Raw genomic sequence first — 20434 nt, 5'->3', positions numbered from 1 at the left:
AAGACTGGTTTCATCATAGGAGGGTAAAGAAATGGCGATTCGAAGAGCGCTGGTCAGCGTATCGGACAAAACGGGCATCGTGGCATTTTGCAAAGAGCTGACACAGCAGGGGGTGCAAGTGATCTCCACCGGCGGAACCAAAACGCTCCTGGAGCAAGAGAACGTGCCCGGCGTCGGCATATCCGAAGTGACCGGGTTTCCGGAAATTTTGGACGGGCGGGTGAAGACGCTCCATCCCGCCGTGCACAGCGGCCTGCTGGCAATCCGCGACAACGCGGAGCACCGCCGGGCGATGGAGCAGCTCGGCCTGGACTATATCGATCTGGTCGTGGTCAACCTGTACCCGTTCAAAGAAACGATCGCCAAGCCGGACGTCTCCTATGAGGACGCGATCGAAAATATCGATATCGGCGGTCCCACGATGCTCCGGTCGGCCGCCAAAAACCACGCGTTCGTCACAGTCGTGACGGATGCCGCGGATTACGAGCAAGTGCTGGCCGAGCTGAAAGCCGGCGGCGACACCACGCTGGAGACCCGCAAGCGGCTGGCAGCCAAAGTATTCCGCCACACCGCCGCTTACGACGCGCTCATCTCAGATTATTTCGCGAAGCAACTGGATGAACCGTTGCCGGAGAAGCTTACCGTCACCTATGAGAAAATTCAAGATCTGCGCTATGGCGAGAACCCTCACCAGCAGGCGGCGTTTTACCGCAAGCCGCTGGCCGGCGCCGGCAGCATCACCACCGCGGAGCAGCTGCACGGCAAGGAGCTCTCCTACAACAATATCAATGACGCCAACGCCGCTCTTGCGATCGTGAAGGAATTCGACGAGCCGGCTGTCGTGGCGGTGAAGCATATGAATCCGTGCGGAGTCGGAATCGGACGTGACATCGACGAGGCCTATCGCAAAGCCTATGAGGCGGATCCGACTTCCATTTTCGGCGGCATCGTCGCGGCGAACCGGACGATCGATAAAGTGACAGCCGAGCGGCTCAGCGACATTTTCCTCGAGATCGTGATTGCGCCGGATTTCACGCCGGAAGCACTCGGTATTTTGCAGCGCAAAAAGAACATCCGGCTGCTGCGCATGGGCGGCTTGTCCTCTGCGGCGGAACGCCGGCCCGAGTGGCTGGTTACCAGCGTCGAAGGCGGGATGCTGATCCAGCAAAGCGACGTGCACAGCCTCTCGGATGCGGACCTCAAAGTCGTTACGACCCGCGAGCCCACGCCGGAAGAGCTGAAGCAGCTGCTGTTCAGCTGGAAAGTGGTGAAGCACGTGAAGTCCAACGCGATTTTGCTGGCGAAGGACAGCATGACGATCGGCGTCGGCGCGGGCCAAATGAACCGCGTGGGAGCGGCCCGCATCGCCATCGAGCAGGCGGGGGAGAAGGCGCGGGGAGCGGTGCTCGCTTCGGATGCGTTTTTCCCGATGGGCGACACGTTGGAATTGGCGGCCAAAGCCGGCATCACGGCGGTGATCCAGCCCGGCGGTTCGATCAAGGACGAGGAGTCGATCGCAGTCGCCAACGCCCATAACATCGCGATGGTGTTCACCGGCGTCCGCCATTTCAAGCATTGACCAAAATTTATCGGGGTCCCCAAAAAGTAATCGGAATAGGCTACGAAGATTTACGTCACTTTTTGGGGTATCTAAGGAGGCGTGCATCTTGAACATACTCATCATCGGTCGTGGCGGACGGGAGCATGCCATCATATGGGCGCTCCAGCGGCATGATGCTTCCCGTCGCATTTACTGTGCTCCCGGGAACGCCGGCACTGCGGAATTGGCGACGAACGTGGACATCGGCGAAATGGAGTTCGCCCGTCTGGTCTCGTTTGCCCGTGACAACGCCATCGATCTCGTCGTCGTGGGGCCGGATGATCCGCTTGCCGCCGGCATCGTCGACGCCTTCGAAGAGGCCGGCATCCCGGTGTACGGACCGCGGCGCAACGCGGCTGAAATCGAGGGCAGCAAAATTTTCATGAAAAACTTGCTTCATAAGTACGAAATCCCCACGGCTCAGTATGCCGCCTTTACCGATTATGAAGCGGCCCAAGCTTATCTGGATACACAGCCCGTGCCGATCGTGATCAAAGCCGACGGGCTTGCGGCCGGCAAAGGCGTGACGGTGTGCTTCACACGGGAAGAAGCGCACCATGCGCTGAGGAACACGATGCTGAACAAGTCGTTCGGAGCGGCCGGCGACAAGGTGGTCATTGAGGAGTTTCTCCAAGGGCAGGAAATGTCCATTCTCGCCTTCGTCGACGGAGAAACGGTTCGTCCGATGCCGCCCGCCCAGGATCATAAACCGGTATTTGACGGCGATCAAGGTCCGAATACCGGCGGTATGGGCACTTATTCCCCGCTGCCGCACATTCCGAAATCGGTCGTGGATGAGGCGATCGAGACCATCGTCCGGCCGACGGCGCGCGCCATGGTGGCGGAGGGCCGGCCATTCTGCGGGGTGCTGTTTGCCGGGCTTATGATTACGGAAGACGGGCCGAAAACGATCGAGTTCAACGCGCGTTTCGGCGATCCGGAAACCCAGGTTGTGCTCCCGCGGCTGGAGACCGATTTGCTGGACATTTTCCTCGCTTCCCTGAACGGAGAGCTGGACAAAGTGGACATCCGGTGGAGCCGTGATGCCGCGGTTTGCGTCGTTTTAGCCTCCGAAGGCTACCCCGGTTCCTACGCCAAAGGGCTTCCCATCCAAGGGCTGGAGCAAATAAAAGAATCCGACGGCCTCATCTTCCATGCTGGTACTCTGAGCGAAGGGGATAAGGTGCTCACCAACGGAGGCCGGGTGCTCGGCATCGTCGGCCGCGGAGCCGATATTGCGCAAGCGCGCGACAAAGCTTACGCAGCGGCTGAACGCATCACGTTCGAAGGCAAGTTCAATCGTACCGATATTGCCGCCAAGGCGGTGCGTTAACTTCTCATAAAAGCAGGGATTTTCCGCCTTATAGGAAACCCCTGCTTTTTTCTTATTGCCAACGATCCTCCAATTGACAATAAGACGACCGAATGCTATTGTATAATTCATACTAAATTAATCGGAATTAACGGAATTGCAAGGAGGAGCCCCATGGAAAGAACGATCACTTTGCGACACGATGACTTGACGTTGACCGCAAGCATCCACTACCCGGCTTTGGAGGGACGGGATGCGGACCGCAAGCTGCCTTTGGTCGTGATCTGTCATGGTTTCATCGGAAGCCGCCTCGGGGTGGACCGGCTGTTCGTACTGGCGGGACGCGAGTTTGCCCGGAGGGGTTTTCTCGTCATCCGCTTCGATTTTGCGGGCTGCGGAGAGAGCGGCGGCGTCTACGGGGAGCACGGGCTCGATTCCATGATCGCCCAGACCCGCACTGTGCTCGATTACGGTTTGTCATCGGATTGCGTGGATCCGCTTCGCGTCACGCTGCTCGGTCACAGTCTCGGAGGCGCCGTCGCGCTGCTCACGGCTGCCCGGGACCGGCGCGTCAAATCGCTGGCACTTTGGTCGACGGTCGGTCATCCTTATCACGACATCGTGCACATCGTAGGCCACAAGGTTTATGACGAGTCGTTCGAACGGGGCGTCGCCGATTATCACGGATTCCCGCTCACGCCGGCCTTTTTCGAATCGCTTCAGCAGCATCAGCCTTTTCAGGAGGCGTCCAAGTTTCAAGGAGACGTCTTTATCGCCCACGGAACGAGCGATGATACGGTTCCCGCCGATTACAGCTTCCTGCTCGAAAAAACGTTTTGGCTGAGAGGGGAAGGGCGCTGCGACAAGCTCATTTTGTTCCAAGCCGATCATACCTACACCCGGGGCGAACATAAGGCGGAGCTGTTCAAGGCGACGGCCGACTGGCTGGCCGCTTACCATGAGCGTCAGCGGGACTGGCATCACTGGAGCATCTGACACGATAACCATATGAAAAACGTGTATACAAAGCCGAATCATCCTTCACCGGATGGCGCGGCTTTTTTTCAATTTCACCGAAGTCTTCAATTCATCTGACAATGCGTTAACGATTCTCGATTAGTCTAATAAATGGTGATACGATTTTACAGGGAAAGGGAGAGTTCAATCTATGAAATTTAAAATGTGGAGCAAGAAAGTGCTCGTTCCCGCACTCGGTCTTGCCGTTCTTGCCGCCGGAATTCCGGCTGCCGTGTACGCGAAGGACAGCCAATCCGCTAAAAAGCAGGTAAAACCCGTAACCGTGAAGTCCACAGAGTTCGTGGGCATGCCGGCGCCGGCAACCGCGCAAGACATGGCGAAGCTGTATACGACGGCTGCGCTCAAGGTGACTTACTCCAACGGTGTGGTGAAAACTTTCCCGCTTTCTTATAAGAAGCTTTTCAAATCGAATGAAAAAGTCGGTGGCACCATTGCCGGCGTAGCCATTGACGCCAAAGGGAAGCCGATCATGGACACAACGGATCCGAGTCATCCGATCCCGTACGTCTCCGAAGATCCGGACTCCAACAGCCTGTTCTCCGTGCCGGGCATGAAAGCGGTCAGCTCGACCGGCAACCCGCTGTCTCTCGTTACCCACTATGAATATATCAACCGCGCTTACGGCATCGTGCCCGCAAGCATGAGCTTGACGACGATCGACCAAAACAAGAAGACAGGTGAACTGAAGCCTGTTGCCTTGAAAAAAATCGACTTCTCTTCCGTTGACGGCTTGTGGATTCCTTGTAACGGCTCTCTGACGCCGTGGAACACCCATCTCGGCAGCGAAGAGTACGAGCCGGACGCCCGCGTATTCGAAGCGGATAACACGAAAGCCAACGTAAAGACGTTCACGCAAAACTACTATAATGACACGACGAAAGTCGGAAATCCTTACTTGTACGGCTTCCTTCCTGAAGTGACGGTCAATAAGGACAACACGACGAAGGTCGTCAAGCATTACAGCATGGGCCGCTTCTCTCACGAGTTAGGCAAAGTGGCGCCGGACAACCGCACCGTATTTTTCGGCGATGACGGCGGCAACACGATGCTGTTCATGTATGTAGCCGATAAAGCGAAAGACTTGTCCGCAGGCACGCTGTATGCGGCGAAATGGATTCAAAAATCCGCGGAGAACGGCGGTTCCGCCGACCTGCAGTGGATCAAGCTGGGACATGCTTCGGACAAAGAAATCAAAACCTATATCGACAAAGGCGTCAAATTCAGCGATATTTTCGAAACTTCCGATCAAGCGGCCGACGGATTTAAAGCCGTTAAGGTTTACTCCAGCGTAAGCTCCAAAGTGGAATATTTGAAAGTGAAGCCGGGCATGGAGAAAGCCGCCGCATTCCTGGAATCCCGCCGCTACGGCGCGCTGCAGGGCGCAACGGCTGAGTTCAACAAAATGGAAGGCGTAACGGTTAACGCAAAAGACAACAAAGTTTACATCGCGATGTCTTACGTGGAAAAAGCGATGGAAAAAGACAGCAAAGGCACGGATCCGGCTGACGATATCCAAGTGAACAAGCTGAGCGCCGGCGCCACCTACGAGCTCACGCTCAAAGGCAAGCAAAAGGACAGCAAAGGCCAGCCGATCGACAGCGCATATGTCGCTTCATTCATGAAGTCCCTCGTGTTCGGTGAAGATTTGGCCGCTCCGGACGCGCTCGGCAACAAAGCGAATCCCGACAAGGTCGCCAACCCGGACAACCTGTCGTTCTCCGAAGAGCTTCGCACGCTGTTCATCGGCGAAGACAGCGGCATGCACGTCAACAACTTCGTCTGGGCTTACAACGTCGATACGAAGAAGCTGTCCCGCATCCTGTCTACGCCTGCCGGCGCGGAAGCGACCGGACTGATGGCGGTCGATAACCTGAACGGCTTCAAGTATGTCATGAGCAACATCCAGCATCCGGGCGACGAAATGATCGTGGCCGACAGCCTGAAAGCCGATGTCGAGAAGTATATTGACCAAAACTTCGACAACAAGTCCGCCGGCATCGTGGGTTATATCTCCGGACTGCCGACGCACGACCAGCTGTTCCCGGCAGTAACAAAAGCCAAGAAAAAATAATGGCCGCAGCCTGAGCGAATCTCTCAAGCAAGGCCGAAGACCGCCGGGACCCGTTCCCGGCGGTCTCCATTTTTATTGAACAGAAGAGGAGAAGCCTGATGATCAACAAAAAATGGCCGGTCACGATCTTTCTGGTGCTGATGGCGCTCGTTATTTATACAGTCGGTGGCATTACACAAGGAGGATTTTCACGGGCAGAGGCGAATGAATCGGGGCACGGCAGTGCCCATCAATCGGGCGACGTTAGTCAAGCAGGCGAAGGAGACGGCATCGCAGTACTGTTGAACGGCCGTCAGCTTCCTCGTCCCGCCACGGTAAGCAGTGACTTCTCCGAAACCCGAATCTCGGCGCAAGACGTGGCCGACGCGTTAGGTTACGGTTACCGTTGGGACGCAACGGCGCGCAAGTTATATATAGAAGACAAGGAAATTCCGGCGGCCGCCGATCCGATCATGGTCGGCTCCGTAGTGATGGTGCTGGCCGACGAATATGCGCAGGCGCTTAGCTTGTCCTGCAACAACGATTCGGCTTCCCACCGAGTCTTGCTGGAGACGCCACAGGCGATGAAGCGGTTCGCGGACGAGGAGCCGGCGGTACGCGATGTAATGGAAGGCAAGGGCATGACTCCGCACACTGCGGCCGACGGCACCAAGGAATTTACGCTGACGGCAGAATTGGCGGACTGGGCGCCTGCGAAGGGCGTTCTGACAACAGCCTGGACCTATAACGGTCAGGCACCCGGCCCCACGATCCGGGTGACGGAAGGCGATAAAGTCCGCATCCACTTCGTGAATCACCTGCCCGAACCTTCGGCCATCCACTGGCATGGCTTGCATTTGCCGAACGCCATGGACGGCGTTCCGGGACTGACCCAAAAGGAGGTGCAGCCGGGCCAATCGTTCGTCTATGAATTTACGGCCAGCCATCCGGGCACGTTCATGTATCATTCGCACTACAACGACATGAAACAGATCGGCGGGGGAATGTACGGCGCCTTCATTATCGATCCGAAGGAAAAGCCGGCGGCGGCGCCCGAAGCAGGCGAACTTCGGGACGGCATGACGTTTGACCGCGACTATACGATGCTGCTTGCGGGCAATCGGGTCAACAACGCGGCCGAGGATGTGCCGGATTATTTTACGATCAACGGAAGAAGCTATCCGGACACTCCGCCGATCGAGATGCGGAAGGGGCAAACCGCCAGAATCCGCCTGATCAATATCGACACGATGGAGATGCACACCATGCATTTGCACGGGATGGATTTTCAGGTGATCGCCCGCAACGGCCATGCGGTGAAAACGCCCGAAACGATGAATACCGTACTGCTAGGACCTGGTGAAACCGTCGATATCGCGTTCCGAGCGGACGCCGTCGGAGATTGGATGTTCCACTGCCACATTCTCGACCATACGATGAACGGCGGGGAAGAACACGCCCGCACGGGCAGCGAGATGGGCGGACTGATTACGTTAGTGAAAATTTTGCCATAATCGGGAATATCGGACGATGGCACCAAGACATCCGTCGTTTCATGTGTTTAAATGAGAGCATAATGGGGTATAGCTCAAAACCGACGGAGGTACGAAATGCCACATCTTCACGATAAGACGCCTTTCCTGCTTCGCCGATTCGCCCGCCGTTTGCCGCACACGGCCGTTGCGGCTGCCTTATTGGTCAGTCTGGCGGCATGCGGAGGAAGCAAGAAGGAGCCCGATGCAACACCGGCAACAACTACCCCGGTACCCACGGCATCGGCATCCGCCTCTGCGAGTCCGTCCGAGACGGCGACCGTCATGGCGCCGCTCACCGGCCTGGCGGTCAGTTCGGAAGTGACCAGCCGGCCTTTCGCGGTCATGATCAACAACTTGGCGCCCGCCCGTCCGCAATCCGGGCTGACGCAAGCCGACACGGTATGGGAATTGCTCGCGGAAGGCGGCATTACTCGGCTGGTCGCCATTTTCCAAAGCAAGGATTTCACCGATCCGATCGGACCTGTCCGCAGCATTCGGCCTTACTTTATCCAAGTGGGCGAGTTTTACAGCGGCGTGCTGGTTCACGCAGGCGCGAGCAACGACGCTTTCGCGATTTTGCGCGGACAGCACAAGGAAGACCTGGACGAGATTACGAATGCCGGCGCGTTCTTCTGGCGCGATAAGACGCGCAAGGCGCCGCACAATGTGTATACCAGCCTCGAGAAGCTGCGTGCAGGCGCCGCGAAGCGTAAATATTCGGACACGGCATCTGTGCCCGCGCTTTCGTTCAGCAGCGCGCCCGACCTGACCGGTGCCGCACCTGCGGCCGAAGTGAACATCAAATTCACGCTGAATAACTACAAGGTGTCTTACACCTACGATGCGGCCAAAGGCCTATATGCCCGCTTCATTAACGGCAAGCCTCACACCGATAAGAACAACGACGAGCAGCTGACGGCTGTGAATCTGGTCGTGCTGTCCGCCAAGCATCACTCCTACGATGATGTGGGCCGTTTGGAGATCGATCTCAACAGCGGCGGAGAAGCGGTGTTGTTCCAGCAGGGCAAGGCGATCGCCTGTCAATGGGAGCGCAAGGACGGCGATGTCGTCCGGCTGATGAAAGACGGCAAGGAACTTCCGTTCCTGCCGGGCGTCACTTACTACCATGTCGTGCCCGATTCTCCCTCGATGGCCGGTCACCTGACGTATCAATAAGGATGAATCAAACGACAGCACGTTTCCGCCGGAAACGTGCTGTCGCTGTTTATTCGGCCTGTTTAAAAAACTGTCGAATTGTCCACAGGTGAGGTATACCCGTTTGTCCGGACACGTGATAATATAGGGAAGGCTAAACCCATACAAAGGTATCCAATTCGGGAAAGAAGGGTTGTTCTTGTTTCGGAAAAAAGACATCTTTTTTAAAACGCTTGAAGAAATGGCCGATCTGACGGTGACCACGGTCGACCGGTTCGCACAAGCGGTGAACGGCGAACTGCCGGACACCATGGCATTTGCGAAAGAAATGAAGGAATTCGAGCACCGCGGCGATGAATATACGCATTTGGTGTATACAGAACTGAACAAAACTTTTATTACGCCCATCGAGCGCGACGATATCATGCTGCTGGTCAAGCGTCTGGACGACGTGCTGGACGGAGTCGAAGCGTGCGCTTCCCGGTTCGATATGTACCAGATCAACAAACCGGATTTGGTCATCCGCAAATTCGCGGACTGCCTGCGTCACTGCGCGCTCGAGATTAAAGCGGCGATTTATTTGCTTACACAGAAAAAAATGCTGGCCGTTCAAGAGCCTTGCGTCCGAATCCATGCGTTGGAGAATGAAGGCGACGACTTGATGCGGTCGGGGATCAAAAATTTGTTCCAGAACGTGAAGGATCCGATCGAGCTGCTGAAGTTCAAGGAGATTTACGAGCGCCTGGAGGCAACGACGGACTCCTGCGAGCATGTCGCCAATACTTTGCAATCCATTATCATGCGTAACTCTTGATAACAGACTATAAGCAGGGACGGGTCAAAATAATATGGATTTGACAACGGTTTTGGTCGTCGTGATCGTGGTGCTAGCACTCGGTTTCGACTTTATAAACGGTTTTCACGACACCGCCAACGCGATCGCCACTTCGGTGTCGACTCGCGCGCTCACACCGCGCCGCGCCATCATTCTGGCATCGGTGATGAACCTGATCGGCGCTCTCATGTTCACGGGCGTTGCCAAGACAATCGGGGGCAAAGTCGCCGATCCGTTCAAGCTGGAGCACGGGCTCACGGTGGTCATCGCCACTTTGATCTCGGCCATCGTGTGGAACCTGATCACTTGGTGGCGGGGAATCCCGTCGTCCTCATCCCATGCGCTGATCGGCTCGCTGGCCGGTGCGGCGATCGCTTCCCAAGGCTGGAGCGGCATCAATTACGGCGGTTTTTCGTCGATTGTGATGGGCTTGGTCTTTTCTCCGATCATCGCCTTCGCTCTCGGCTTCTTCATCATGTTTGTGCTGAAGCATGTGTTTGCCAGAACGAGCCCTCATCAAGTGAACCAAGGTTTCCGGGGCGGTCAAGTGCTGACGGCAGCGTTCCAAGCGTTCACACACGGCACGAACGATGCGCAGAAGGCGATGGGTGTCATTACAATGGCGCTTGTCGCAGCCGGCTGGCAAAGTGAGCTTGAAGTACCGCTCTGGGTAAAAATCGCCGCGGCTCTCGCAATGGCGTTCGGAACTTCGGTCGGCGGCTGGAAAATCATCAAGACGATGGGGACGAAAATATATAAGATTGAGCCGATTAACGGATTTTCGGCGGACCTCAGTTCCGCAACCGTTATTTTATCGGCCACCATCACCCATTTTCCGGTCAGTACGACGCATGCGATTACTTCTTCGATTTTAGGTGTCGGAGCAGCCAAACGGTTCTCCAGCGTGAGATGGCAAATGGCCGGCCGCATCATCATGACGTGGATTATTACGATCCCCATTACGGCCGCAATCGCAGCCATCGCGTATGCGATCCTCAGTTTGTTCCTTCCATGAACAGGGTACTAAGAATACAATAGAAAAAAGGCAATCCGCAAACCTACTTGCCGAAGGTCTGGAGGGCAACGATGCTGGCATCTGCCGAACAAGCGAAATCTTGTCGGGAACTCTATGAGGAGTTTTTGGTGAAGCGGGGCAACCATCAAGGAGAGAAGCTCATCTTCTCCGGAGTCGGTACCCGCGACGTGTATAACATCACCGCGCCGTTCATGGACGATGGAGAGCCTGTCATCGCAGGCCGCGTGGAAGACCGGGACAAAGAAGCTTCCGAAATTATGTTTTTCGTGAACCGCCAAGGGGAATGGGTTCCGCGTCCGGGTTCTCCGGTGTTTGTGCTGCAGGACCCGTTTGTTTCTTTCGTTCAGGGAGAAATCGTATTCGGCGGGGTGGAAGTGTATTTTGACGCTTTCGATCCGCACTTCGTCACTTCGTGGCGCACCGTCTTTTACCGGGGAAAGCGCATCGGCGACTTACAGCTGTTCGCGAAGGGGCCGTTAACGATGAAAGATATCCGGCTGGTCGACCTGGGGAACGGCCGGATCGGCGTGTTCACCCGCCCCATGATGGTGGAGGGCGCCAGGGCGATGATCGGCTATACGGAAATCGCCGATCTGTCGGAATTGACCGAGGAAGTGATCGATCGCGCCGAGCTGCTGAGAAATCAATTCCTGCCCGAAGAATGGGGAGGTGCGAACGAGGCGCATATGCTCTCCAACGGCATCATCGGGGTCCTCGGCCATGTCGCGAGGATGGAGAACACGAACATTCGGCATTATTATCCGATGACATTCGCATTCGATCCCGCAACTCGCACGCATTCCCGGCTGAAGCTGATCGCTTCGCGCGACATGTTTCCGGAAGGGCCGGCCAAACGCCCGGACCTCGAAGACGTGTTGTTCAGCGGCGGGCTTGTCCGCATCGAGGGGGGAAGCGCCCGGATTTATACGGGCGTCAGCGATGCCGAGGCGCACACGATCGTCATTCCGGATCCATTCATCGAATATGAGCAATGAACCCGGCAAGGGGACGGTTCCCGGCGGTTGATCCGCCAGGCATCGTCCCCTTTGTCGTGCTGTCCGCATGTATGGCGTCCGTTATTTGCGCTGCTTGCCCGAGTAACTTGCGACGCTCGCCGTCCGGCGTCGTCTGCCTCCTTGGCCTTTCGTCCGCCGACGCGCGCGGCCGCTTGTTCCCGTGCTCACCGCCTTTGCTTTGGCACTCTTGGCACCTTTGGCAGCTTTGGCGCCTTTGCCTGTTTTAATTAGTAATCCTAGGAGCGGCGCAATCTGGGTCAACATCGCCACGAATTTCTGAAGCTTGCCCACGGTGGCGATCACGCCGTCGAGACCTCCCATCCGATCGACGAGGCCCTTCAGGTCCGCTAGAGAAAAGCCGCTTTTTTTGCCGCCGCCACCACCACCACCGCCTTGTCCGGGAGGCAGTACTGTAGGATTCACATACGCGGGGGGACCGGCGAACGATTCCCCTAAACCCGGAAACATTCCCCCTCCGTATCCCTGACCCCAACCTTGACCGCCGCCGCCTTGGCCTCCGCCGCCTTGGCCTCCGCCGAACCAGCCGTGAAGCTCGGGAGATGGAGTTTTTGGATCGTCCATGAAGTCACACCCTTTCTGTGTATAAGGTATGATGGATGCCCCGCCCGTGCATGGACAGATGCCCGGTGAGCGGGCATTTTATCCCGGTGATGCGTGAATACGTCAGTGCTTGAAGAATTTCACGAGACGAAGTACAATGGGGGAGCAACGACTAGTCAACCGGATTCATAGATATCGAAGCAGATCGGGGTGCCGGCATGCAGTTGAAAAAGTTGAACGATAAAACGATCGAGCAATTGTTCGAGGCGGTGCTGACGTTAAAGAACCTGGAAGAATGTTATGTATTTTTTGACGACCTGTGCACCGTAAATGAAATTCAATCGCTGTCCCAGCGGCTGGAAGTCGCCCGCATGCTGGGCAAAGGACATACTTACAACCAAATCGAGACCGAAACCGGCGCGAGCACGGCCACCATCTCACGCGTGAAGCGCTGCCTGAATTACGGTAACGACGGGTACAAGATGGCGCTGGAGAGACTCGGGCGGTTCGGTGAAGCCGGTTTGGAATCCAGAAGTTAATAGGATCGGCCGCTCGGAGAATGACTCCGGCGGCCGATTTGTTTTCAGCGCGCGGCTTTATCGTTTACTTGGATTCCCTCCGGTTTGCTCCCCGCCTTTGTTTTTCATCTTCTCATCTTTCAGTCCGATGTCGTCACGGAAGGTGTCCACGCCTTCTTCCACAGCCTCGCCCACCATGTCGAGAGCGTTGACGTCTTGCTGGTCGGGCGGTGTCGGAACGGTAGCCTCCATATCGCCGCTGTAGTAGTTCGATTTCGGTTTGGCCAATGCGATCAGCTCCTTATCCGTTATTGTCGGCTAGGGTTTCCGGCGGTGCCGTTTCTATTCTTTACCCGTTATGGAGAGGCGCGATTGGCGTGTAATTGTTCACCGGACTGTCGTTGACATTGGCTTGACGTTTCGCTAGCATGAATGAGAAAAGGTAGGAACTGCAGGGGGATCGGTATCGTGAAGCCCGGTATCCTGATCATCAGCCACGGTTCGCGTGAACCCGGTTGGGTGTCGCTTGTCGACAATACGGTGCGGAGATGTCGGCGTTGGCTGTCGAAGTTTGACGTTCCGCTGGAAGCGGCTTTTTTGGAGCTTGTCGAAGGCCGGTTGATCCAGGACGGAATCGACCGCCTTGAGGCGCAAGGCGTTACGGATATGTTGGCGATTCCGCTGTTCATCTCTTCCGGAAGTACGCATGTCGACGAGATTGGCTGGGCTTTGGGCGCCTATCCGCAATGCCGATCGGAAACGGATTTGACGCCTTTTCGACTAGACGTACGGCTGACTTACGGCCGGCCGATTGACGACGATCCGGAAATCGCGGAGATTTTAGGGGAGCGCGCTGCGTCCCTGTCCTCCGATCCGGCGCGCGAAACGCTTCTGTTCATCGGCCACGGCAGCGACAAACCCGAATTCCGCGAAGCGTGGCGCCGTGGTTTGAACGGGCTCGCGTCCGTTGTGCGCGAACGGGGCGGTTACGCGGACGCAGATTTCGCAATGCTTCGGCCGGATTTGGCGGCGGAAGCGGCGTCGGCGCTGCGCCGCCGGCATCCCGAGGCCGCCGTACTGGCGGTTCCTGTGTTTTTAAGCGAAGGATATTTCACCCGGCACGTCATTCCGCAGAGGCTTGCGGGTTTGGATTGCCGGTATTCGGGTCAGGCGCTCATGCCTCATCCGCAGGTGGCCCGCTGGGCTGCGCGGCAAGCTTCGGATTGGCTGCATCATGTATATGGCATTTCAGATATAGAAAGAAAATGAGGGGATTCAGGTTGGAAAGGATTCGGGCTCGGCTGATCTATAATCCGACTTCCGGACGGGAGGAGGTCCGGCGCCGGCTGCCGGACATTCTCCAGAAATTGGAGCGCGGCGGGATCGAGACGTCCTGCCACGCGACGGAAGGAGAAGGAGACGCTGCCCGTGCCGCTTCGCTGGCCGTGGAGCACGGATTCGACATGGTCATTGCGGCAGGTGGAGATGGAACTTTGAACGAAGTGGTAAGCGGTCTTTCCGGTCATGAGCGGAGGCCCGCACTGGGGATTCTCCCGCTCGGCACGACGAACGACTTCGCCCGGGCGCACGGCATCCCGCGGCAATGGTCGGATGCCTGCGACTTGATTACGAGAAGATTCACCCGGTCGGTGGATGTGGGCAAGGCGGACGAAAAGTATTTTATCAATATCGCAGGCGGCGGGTCGTTGACCGAATTGACCTACGAAGTTCCGAGCAAACTCAAAACGATGGTCGGTCAATTGGCTTATTATATGAAGGGTCTGGAGAAGATCACGAATCTTCACCCGGTCCGCATGAAAATTACCGCGGATGGAGTCGGGGAATTCGATGAGGAAATGATGCTGTTCCTGATCGCCAACAGCAACTCGGTGGCCGGCTTCGACCGGCTCGCTCCGGACGCGAGCACGAATGACGGCGTTTTTGACGTGCTCGCGCTGCGAAAGTGCAACCTCGGCGAATTTATCCGCCTCGCCACGATGGTGATGCGCGGAGAGAGAGTGCTTCAGGATCCGAAAACGATTTATTTTCAAAGCAGCCACATCATAGTCGAATCGGAAGACCGCGTGCAGCTGAATCTCGACGGAGAATTCGGAGGGACGCTGCCCTGCACGTTTTCGCTGCTGCCTTCCCATTTGCAGGTCATTATGGATGAGCAGGGTGTATCTTCCTATCGGCACGGCAACGGCAACTTGCGGAGCGTGCAGCCGGATGAGTGAACAACGTAAACCTCCGGTGACAACCGGACAAATTTTCGAAACCGATATCGTCGGATTGACGCTGGATGGCGAAGGGGTAGGTCGTTTTAACGGCTTTACCCTTTTTATTGAGGGCGCGCTTCCCGGAGAAAAGGTGCGGGCGGAGGTCGTCAGCGTCGGCAAATCGTTCGGCAAAGCGCGGCTAGAGTCCGTGCTCGTGAAGAGCGTCCACCGGCGCAATCCGCCTTGCCCGATCTATGACCAGTGCGGCGGATGTCAGCTTCAACATCTGAATTATCCCGGACAGCTGCAGTGGAAAAGACAATACGTGGTGGACAGCCTCGTTCGAATCGGCAAGCTGCCGGTGGCGGGCGAACCGCAACGCGCTGAAGCAGCGGCGGATGCGGCACGCGAACCGATTACGGTTCATCCGGTCATCGGCATGGACGATCCATGGCGTTACCGGAATAAGGCGCAAGTTCCGATCGGGGAGAGCGAAGGCGGGCTGGTCGGGGGATTTTACGAGCAAGGCAGCCATGACATTGTGGACATGAACGCCTGCCTCATTCAAGAAGAAGAGAATGAGCAAACCGTTCGAGCGGTCAAAGGAGCCGCCGGCTCGCTGGGGATATCCGCTTATAACCGGGCGACCGGGCGCGGGCTGCTCCGTCATGTCGTGGTACGCCATGCGGCGACCACCGGTCAACGGATGGTCGTACTGATTACGAACGGGCTGAACATTCCCCATCAAGACGAGTTGATCGGGTTGATCCGCGAGCAAGTTCCGGGTGTCGTCAGCATTGTGCAAAACATAAACACAGAGCGCACGGCCGTCGTTTTCGGCAAGGATACCCGCACGTTGTGGGGAGAAGACGTCATCTATGACGAAATCGGCGGCATCCGCTTCGCGATTTCGGCCCGCTCGTTCTATCAGGTGAATCCGGTCCAAACGAGACGGCTGTACGAGTCGGCGGTCCGCTATGCCGGTCTCACTGGGGAAGAAACGGTTGTCGATGCTTACTGCGGGATCGGCACCATTTCCTTGTTCCTCGCGCGCCATGCGCGCCAGGTGTACGGAGTGGAGATCGTGCCGGAAGCGATCGAGGACGCCCGCCGCAACGCAGCACTGAACGGAATTCACAATGTCGAATTCGCGGTGGGTGCTGCCGAGCGAGTGCTCCCCCGATGGCAAGCTTCGGGCATCCGGCCCGACGTCATCGTCGTCGATCCGCCGCGCAAAGGCTGCGATCAGGTGCTGATCGATTCGCTGCTCGAATCGCGGCCGTCACGCATCGTGTACGTCTCGTGCAACCCATCCACGCTTGCCCGCGATTTGCGGCTGCTCGAGGACGGCGGCTATCGCACGGTCGAGGTGCAACCGGTGGACATGTTTCCTCATACGGTGCATGTGGAATCGGTAATATGGATGGTTCAAAAATGAGATGTGACAGATTCGATTGCAAAGTTTATCGAATCCATAACATGATTGATTTTGGGAATTGAGGGATCAGGGTTGAAGCTCTGATCTCTTTTTTTAATGAATGGACAAATTCATACTCGGCTGTCCAACGGAGACGTGAACGGTTTAACGTTTTGTCTAATGTCGCAATCGGAAAATAACGGTATATTTTGAGTATCCGAGGATTGAAGAATCGATGATGAACTAAGGTGGTCGGCATGGAACATATCCGTTCTTTATGGGCAGATACCGCCAACACGCATGAAGAAAGGCCCCGGTTGGAGGAGTCCGTTACGGCGGACGTTATGATCGTCGGCGGGGGATACACGGGTTTATCGACGGCCTATCATCTCGCGCAAAAACGTATAAACTGCGTCGTCCTTGAGCAGCACAGAGTCGGCTGGGGAGCCAGTGGGCGCAATGCGGGAATGGTTTTAACGGGGTATAAGCCCAGCGTGTTTACCATCGCGAATAAATGGGGGACCGCCGCGGCGAAAGAGCTTCTGGATCTGTCCGTTGACGGCATTCACCTTGTGAAGGAAATCGTGCAAAGGCATGGAATCGAATGTTCTTTGAGCAATTGCGGAAATTTCGACGCAGCCTATAAACCCTCTCATTATCGATCCTTGTACCGCAACCATGCGTTCATGCTGAAAAACTTTCAGTACGAAACGTACATGGTCGAGAAAAGCGATTTGAAAACCGAAGTCGATTCGGAATTATACCACGGCGGATTGGTAGACCCGCACAGCTATTCTTTCCACCCCCTTAACTATGCGCTCGGATTGGCCGACGCGGCTGAATCCCTCGGGGCGGTCATTTACGAGGACACCCCGGTTGTTTCCGTCAAAAAGCAGGGGCCAACCTTTGTAGCAACAACGCCGCACGGCCAAGTCAAGGCCAAGCATTTGGTCATCGGAACGAACGGGTATACATCGGGATTATCAAAGCCGTTAACTCGATCGGTCATCCCGATCGGCAGTTATATCGTCGTGACCGAGCGCCTGCCGCGCGAGCAAGCGGAGAGGCTGATTCCGAACAATCGGATGATCGCGGACACGAAAAATTTCCTCTACTATTTCCGCCGAACACCGGATGACCGGATTCTGCTAGGCGGCAGGGTGGATTTTAACGGGGAGGAAAGCGAAGAGATATTCCAAAGCGTTAGAAGCAATTTGATCGAGGTTTTTCCGGAGCTCCGGCATGCGAAAATCGAATACCGCTGGGGGGGCATGCTCGGGTTTACCTTTGATTTTTTCCCGCACATCGGCCAACTGGAGAACGGCACGCATTTCGCCCTCGGTTACTGCGGTCACGGGGCTTCCATTTCCACGCTCATGGGCAAGCTTATCGCCCTTCATGTCATGGAGCCGGGCAGGAGCAAAAACCGATTGGAGCAAATTCCGTTAAAACAAGTACCATTTCACGGGCAAAGGGCAATCGCGTTGAATTTAGCAACCAAGTACTACCGCTTTCTGGATCGATTTTTCTAATTTCGAAACATCGAGGAGGGCGTTCCAATGAGAATGACGTGGTTGAAGCCGCTTACGATCTTGACGATATTCGCCTTGGCAGCCGCAAGCGTATTGGCCGGCTGCGGCAGCAAGTCGGGTTCGGATGGAGAGAAGCAGGACAAAGTACTGAATGTATTCAACTGGTCGGAATATTTGCCGGAATCCGTCGTCGAAAAGTTTGAAAACCAATATGGAGTGAAAGTGAATTACAACACGTATTCTTCGAATGAGGAAATGCTTGCGAAACTCAGCGTCGGATCGTCGGGTTATGATATCGCCGTCGCATCGGAATTCATGGTGGAGATCATGATCCATCAAGGATTATTGCAGGAAATCGGCTTGAACCATATCCCGAATTTCAAAAATATAGGCGGCGAATTCAAAAATCTGGCCTTCGATCCTGGGAACAAGTTTTCCGTTCCGTATATGTGGGGCGACGCCATGATCGCTGTCGATAGGGATAAAGTGAAGGAGCCGATCACGGGGTACAAGGATCTTTGGAATCCGAAATTCAAAAATTCCCTCGTTATTTTGGATGATCAGAGAGCGGTCATGGGCATGGCTTTGAAAAAGCTGGGCTACTCCATTAATGAGAAAGATGAGACGAGACTTCAGGAAGCCAAGCAGGAGTTGAAGAAGCTGTTACCAAACATCAAAGCCTACGACAGCGACAGCCCCAAAACGATGCTGATCAATGGTGAAGCGTCAATTGGCTATGTATGGGGTGCGGAAGCAGCATTAGCTCACAGGGAAAAGCCGAGCATTCAATACGTGCTGCCAGAAGAAGGATTGTATATTTGGCAGGATAACTTCGTCATCCCCAAAAACGCGCCTCATAAAAAAATGGCCGAGACGTTTATCAACTTTATTCTGGATCCGAATATCAGCGCGGAAATTTCGGATGCTTTTCCGTACGCAAACCCGAATACGGAAGCGCTGAAGCTGATTGATAAGAGCATTATTGAAGATATCGCGGTGTACCTGCCTAATGACATTCTGGCCAAGGGAGAACATTTGGCTTACATTGGAGAAGCCGCGCAGCTTTATGATCGGATTTGGTCGGAAATCAAACAATAGAATCTGACGCTTACGATCTTGAGTTCAACAATTGATAAGCGTACAAGGCGGCTTCGATAGTCAGCCTTCTCTTGGGCTGCATGTAATCTTCGCCTAGCAGCTCCTTTATTTTTCCCAATCGGTGATAGATCGTTTGCCTTACGGTGAAAAGATCGCGGGATGTCGCTTGTTTCGATTGATTGTTCTCCAAATACGCTTTTAAGGTTAAGAGCAAGTCCCCGCCTTTGACCCTGTCGTATTCGATGAGAGGCCCTAAATAATCGTCGACATAAGCTTGCAGAACGGAATCATCTTCCACGTTCAACAAAATTCGGTATATCCCAATGTCTTCAAAATGGTACCCCGATTTTTTATTCACGAGCGCCATGACTTCGAGCACCTGTAGAGCGTCCTTGTAACTGCTTGGCGCATCGGTCCATTTTTGGAATGAACGGCCGAATCCGATACGGATATTCCAATCCAAGCCAGGCATGTTTGCTTCCCGGAAGGAAACGATCGCGTCAGCCGCCCTGTTAAATCGGTTCTTCTGATGATGTCCGGGATGGATGTCCGCGACGATCACCATGATCCGGCTGCCTTTGGCGGTAAGGTACGGCTGAAACCCTTGCGATTCAAAGCTCGAACGAACATAAAGTGAATAATGCAAGCCGTATGATGTTAAATCTTCTTCATAAATTTCGCTTTCCTCCCATACCCCCGCATTCGAAAATTCAATCACGCAAACTTTATACTCCGCGGAAGCCGAATCTCTCCCCCGTTTCCCAAGCAGCAATGGGATCTGCTCTTCGTTCCGGATTCGGCCCTGGATAAGATCGTCCACCCATAATTGATCGGTGTGCCGTTTTTTTTCATCCATATAGCGTTTTCTTAGCAAATCCTGCGAGAGGGACAGCGCGGCTCTGTCCAGAATGAGCAAATCGAATTCCCCCGGTTCGCGGTTTGGAAATGATAACACGATATAACCCCAAATTTGCCCCATTGCACCGACGGCTTGACATACAAGATGATGGATGCCATCCTTCCATTGCACGGGGGATTGGCCTGAAGCGGCCGTTTGATTTGCTTTCAAAAAATCAGCGATGCGTTCACGTTGATTCAGGGAAGCGCTCGAAGGTACGAAGTGAGGTTTGCCATGGACAGGAAAGAAGAGTACGTCCGCTTTCGTGCTGCGGTGCAAAATATGAAGGGCGTTTGTGCTTCCCTGCGAGGTCAGAATGGAATCGTGAAGATTGCGCGAAACGACTTCGAACTCCTCCAGCATGCGATGGCGGCGGTTTAGGATAATGGAGTGTAAATATTGGGTAATATCGATAAAGCGGACGTCTTCGGGAAACAGAATGAGCGGAAAATCGTGACGGTCGGCGATCGACTTCATCTCCTCGGTCGGCTCGTGAAAATAGGAACCCCGTTCCATACATAAACAGGAAGCCCCATGTTCTATCAGTTTCTCTAAATATGTTTCCACCGATCGTGCACCTGTTAGGCCGACACCGGTCGAGAGAATCATTTCTT

Annotated in this window: 18 protein-coding genes; 15 read left to right on the top strand and 3 right to left on the bottom strand. The window is 55.2% G+C overall.

Annotation, left to right across the window (positions count from 1 at the left end):
- Nucleotides 1-31 precede the first annotated feature (31 nt).
- The 9 genes from purH to E5161_RS10185 all read left to right on the top strand — a co-directional run bounded on the left by purH (nucleotide 32) and on the right by E5161_RS10185 (nucleotide 11556).
- A complete protein-coding gene (gene purH, locus E5161_RS10225) occupies nucleotides 32-1579 on the top strand; it encodes a bifunctional phosphoribosylaminoimidazolecarboxamide formyltransferase/IMP cyclohydrolase (protein WP_136777663.1) in 1548 nt (515 codons plus the stop codon).
- A gap of 88 nt (nucleotides 1580-1667) precedes the next feature.
- On the top strand, nucleotides 1668-2933 hold the full coding sequence (gene purD, locus E5161_RS10220; RefSeq protein WP_136777661.1) for a phosphoribosylamine--glycine ligase: 1266 nt from the start codon (nucleotides 1668-1670) through the stop codon (nucleotides 2931-2933).
- Nucleotides 2934-3086: 153 nt separating this feature from the next.
- On the top strand, nucleotides 3087-3908 hold the full coding sequence (locus tag E5161_RS10215; RefSeq protein WP_136777660.1) for an alpha/beta hydrolase family protein: 822 nt from the start codon (nucleotides 3087-3089) through the stop codon (nucleotides 3906-3908).
- Nucleotides 3909-4080: 172 nt separating this feature from the next.
- Complete coding sequence (locus tag E5161_RS10210; protein WP_246042177.1) at nucleotides 4081-6021, top strand: PhoX family protein; 1941 nt, start codon at nucleotides 4081-4083, stop codon at nucleotides 6019-6021.
- Between the two features lie 98 nt (nucleotides 6022-6119).
- A complete protein-coding gene (locus E5161_RS10205; protein WP_136777658.1) occupies nucleotides 6120-7514 on the top strand; it encodes a multicopper oxidase family protein in 1395 nt (464 codons plus the stop codon).
- A gap of 96 nt (nucleotides 7515-7610) precedes the next feature.
- Nucleotides 7611-8711 (top strand): DUF3048 domain-containing protein, encoded by a 1101-nt coding sequence (locus E5161_RS10200; RefSeq protein WP_136777656.1) that lies wholly within the window; start codon nucleotides 7611-7613, stop codon nucleotides 8709-8711.
- Nucleotides 8712-8889: 178 nt separating this feature from the next.
- The gene (locus E5161_RS10195) at nucleotides 8890-9504 is read left to right on the top strand and encodes a DUF47 domain-containing protein (protein WP_136777654.1); all 615 of its coding nucleotides are present in this window, start codon (nucleotides 8890-8892) and stop codon (nucleotides 9502-9504) included.
- A gap of 34 nt (nucleotides 9505-9538) precedes the next feature.
- Nucleotides 9539-10540, top strand: coding sequence for an inorganic phosphate transporter (locus tag E5161_RS10190; RefSeq protein ID WP_136777653.1), 1002 nt, complete (start codon nucleotides 9539-9541; stop codon nucleotides 10538-10540).
- 71 nt (nucleotides 10541-10611) lie between these two features.
- Entirely contained in the window at nucleotides 10612-11556 is a 945-nt protein-coding gene (locus E5161_RS10185; RefSeq protein WP_136777651.1) for a DUF1861 family protein, read from the top strand.
- An 81-nt stretch (nucleotides 11557-11637) separates the two neighbouring features.
- Here E5161_RS10185 and E5161_RS10180 read toward each other — a convergent pair whose 3' ends face one another.
- Nucleotides 11638-12159 carry an aminotransferase gene (locus tag E5161_RS10180; RefSeq protein ID WP_136777649.1) on the bottom strand — a complete coding sequence of 174 codons (522 nt, stop codon included), beginning with the start codon at nucleotides 12157-12159 and terminating at the stop codon, nucleotides 11638-11640.
- Between the two features lie 197 nt (nucleotides 12160-12356).
- Here E5161_RS10180 and E5161_RS10175 point away from each other — a divergent pair, with 197 nt between their 5' ends.
- On the top strand, nucleotides 12357-12677 hold the full coding sequence (locus tag E5161_RS10175) for a YerC/YecD family TrpR-related protein (protein WP_136777647.1): 321 nt from the start codon (nucleotides 12357-12359) through the stop codon (nucleotides 12675-12677).
- 57 nt (nucleotides 12678-12734) lie between these two features.
- Here the strand turns inward: E5161_RS10175 and E5161_RS10170 are convergent, their stop codons facing one another.
- A complete protein-coding gene (locus tag E5161_RS10170; RefSeq protein ID WP_136777645.1) occupies nucleotides 12735-12944 on the bottom strand; it encodes a hypothetical protein in 210 nt (69 codons plus the stop codon).
- 180 nt (nucleotides 12945-13124) lie between these two features.
- Between E5161_RS10170 and E5161_RS10165 the strand changes: the two genes are divergently transcribed.
- The 5 genes from E5161_RS10165 to E5161_RS10145 all read left to right on the top strand — a co-directional run bounded on the left by E5161_RS10165 (nucleotide 13125) and on the right by E5161_RS10145 (nucleotide 18922).
- A complete protein-coding gene (locus E5161_RS10165; RefSeq protein ID WP_342773857.1) occupies nucleotides 13125-13925 on the top strand; it encodes a sirohydrochlorin chelatase in 801 nt (266 codons plus the stop codon).
- An 11-nt stretch (nucleotides 13926-13936) separates the two neighbouring features.
- Nucleotides 13937-14893 (top strand): diacylglycerol kinase, encoded by a 957-nt coding sequence (locus E5161_RS10160; protein WP_246042176.1) that lies wholly within the window; start codon nucleotides 13937-13939, stop codon nucleotides 14891-14893.
- Entirely contained in the window at nucleotides 14886-16313 is a 1428-nt protein-coding gene (rlmD, locus tag E5161_RS10155; RefSeq protein ID WP_246042175.1) for a 23S rRNA (uracil(1939)-C(5))-methyltransferase RlmD, read from the top strand. Before E5161_RS10160 ends, rlmD begins: the two co-directional genes overlap by 8 nt.
- A 236-nt stretch (nucleotides 16314-16549) precedes the next feature.
- Nucleotides 16550-17824: an NAD(P)/FAD-dependent oxidoreductase gene (locus E5161_RS10150; RefSeq protein WP_136777640.1), complete on the top strand. Its 1275-nt coding sequence runs from the start codon at nucleotides 16550-16552 to the stop codon at nucleotides 17822-17824.
- Nucleotides 17825-17851: 27 nt separating this feature from the next.
- Nucleotides 17852-18922, top strand: a complete 1071-nt coding sequence (locus tag E5161_RS10145) for an ABC transporter substrate-binding protein (protein ID WP_136777639.1) — start codon at nucleotides 17852-17854, stop codon at nucleotides 18920-18922.
- A 10-nt stretch (nucleotides 18923-18932) separates the two neighbouring features.
- Here E5161_RS10145 and E5161_RS10140 read toward each other — a convergent pair whose 3' ends face one another.
- Entirely contained in the window at nucleotides 18933-20429 is a 1497-nt protein-coding gene (locus E5161_RS10140; RefSeq protein WP_246042186.1) for a PucR family transcriptional regulator, read from the bottom strand.
- Between the last annotated feature and the right edge of the window lie 5 nt (nucleotides 20430-20434).

Source organism: Cohnella pontilimi (genome assembly GCF_005049045.1).
In the GTDB taxonomy this organism is placed as follows: Bacteria; Bacillota; Bacilli; order Paenibacillales; family Paenibacillaceae; genus Cohnella; species Cohnella pontilimi.
This window is presented reverse-complemented; position numbering and strand designations above follow the sequence as displayed.

What these genes read in the sequence shown, in the direction of transcription:
- purH (WP_136777663.1), top strand. Translation starts at nt 32, where the DNA reads ATGGCGATTCGAAGAGCGCTGGTCAGCGTATCGGACAAAACGGGCATC.
- E5161_RS10215 (WP_136777660.1), top strand. Translation starts at nt 3,087, where the DNA reads ATGGAAAGAACGATCACTTTGCGACACGATGACTTGACGTTGACCGCA.
- E5161_RS10210 (WP_246042177.1), top strand. Translation starts at nt 4,081, where the DNA reads ATGAAATTTAAAATGTGGAGCAAGAAAGTGCTCGTTCCCGCACTCGGT.
- E5161_RS10205 (WP_136777658.1), top strand. Translation starts at nt 6,120, where the DNA reads ATGATCAACAAAAAATGGCCGGTCACGATCTTTCTGGTGCTGATGGCG.
- E5161_RS10200 (WP_136777656.1), top strand. Translation starts at nt 7,611, where the DNA reads ATGCCACATCTTCACGATAAGACGCCTTTCCTGCTTCGCCGATTCGCC.
- E5161_RS10190 (WP_136777653.1), top strand. Translation starts at nt 9,539, where the DNA reads ATGGATTTGACAACGGTTTTGGTCGTCGTGATCGTGGTGCTAGCACTC.
- E5161_RS10185 (WP_136777651.1), top strand. Translation starts at nt 10,612, where the DNA reads ATGCTGGCATCTGCCGAACAAGCGAAATCTTGTCGGGAACTCTATGAG.
- E5161_RS10180 (WP_136777649.1), bottom strand. Translation starts at nt 12,159, where the DNA reads ATGGACGATCCAAAAACTCCATCTCCCGAGCTTCACGGCTGGTTCGGC.
- E5161_RS10175 (WP_136777647.1), top strand. Translation starts at nt 12,357, where the DNA reads ATGCAGTTGAAAAAGTTGAACGATAAAACGATCGAGCAATTGTTCGAG.
- rlmD (WP_246042175.1), top strand. Translation starts at nt 14,886, where the DNA reads ATGAGTGAACAACGTAAACCTCCGGTGACAACCGGACAAATTTTCGAA.
- E5161_RS10150 (WP_136777640.1), top strand. Translation starts at nt 16,550, where the DNA reads ATGGAACATATCCGTTCTTTATGGGCAGATACCGCCAACACGCATGAA.
- E5161_RS10145 (WP_136777639.1), top strand. Translation starts at nt 17,852, where the DNA reads ATGAGAATGACGTGGTTGAAGCCGCTTACGATCTTGACGATATTCGCC.
- E5161_RS10140 (WP_246042186.1), bottom strand. Translation starts at nt 20,429, where the DNA reads ATGATTCTCTCGACCGGTGTCGGCCTAACAGGTGCACGATCGGTGGAA.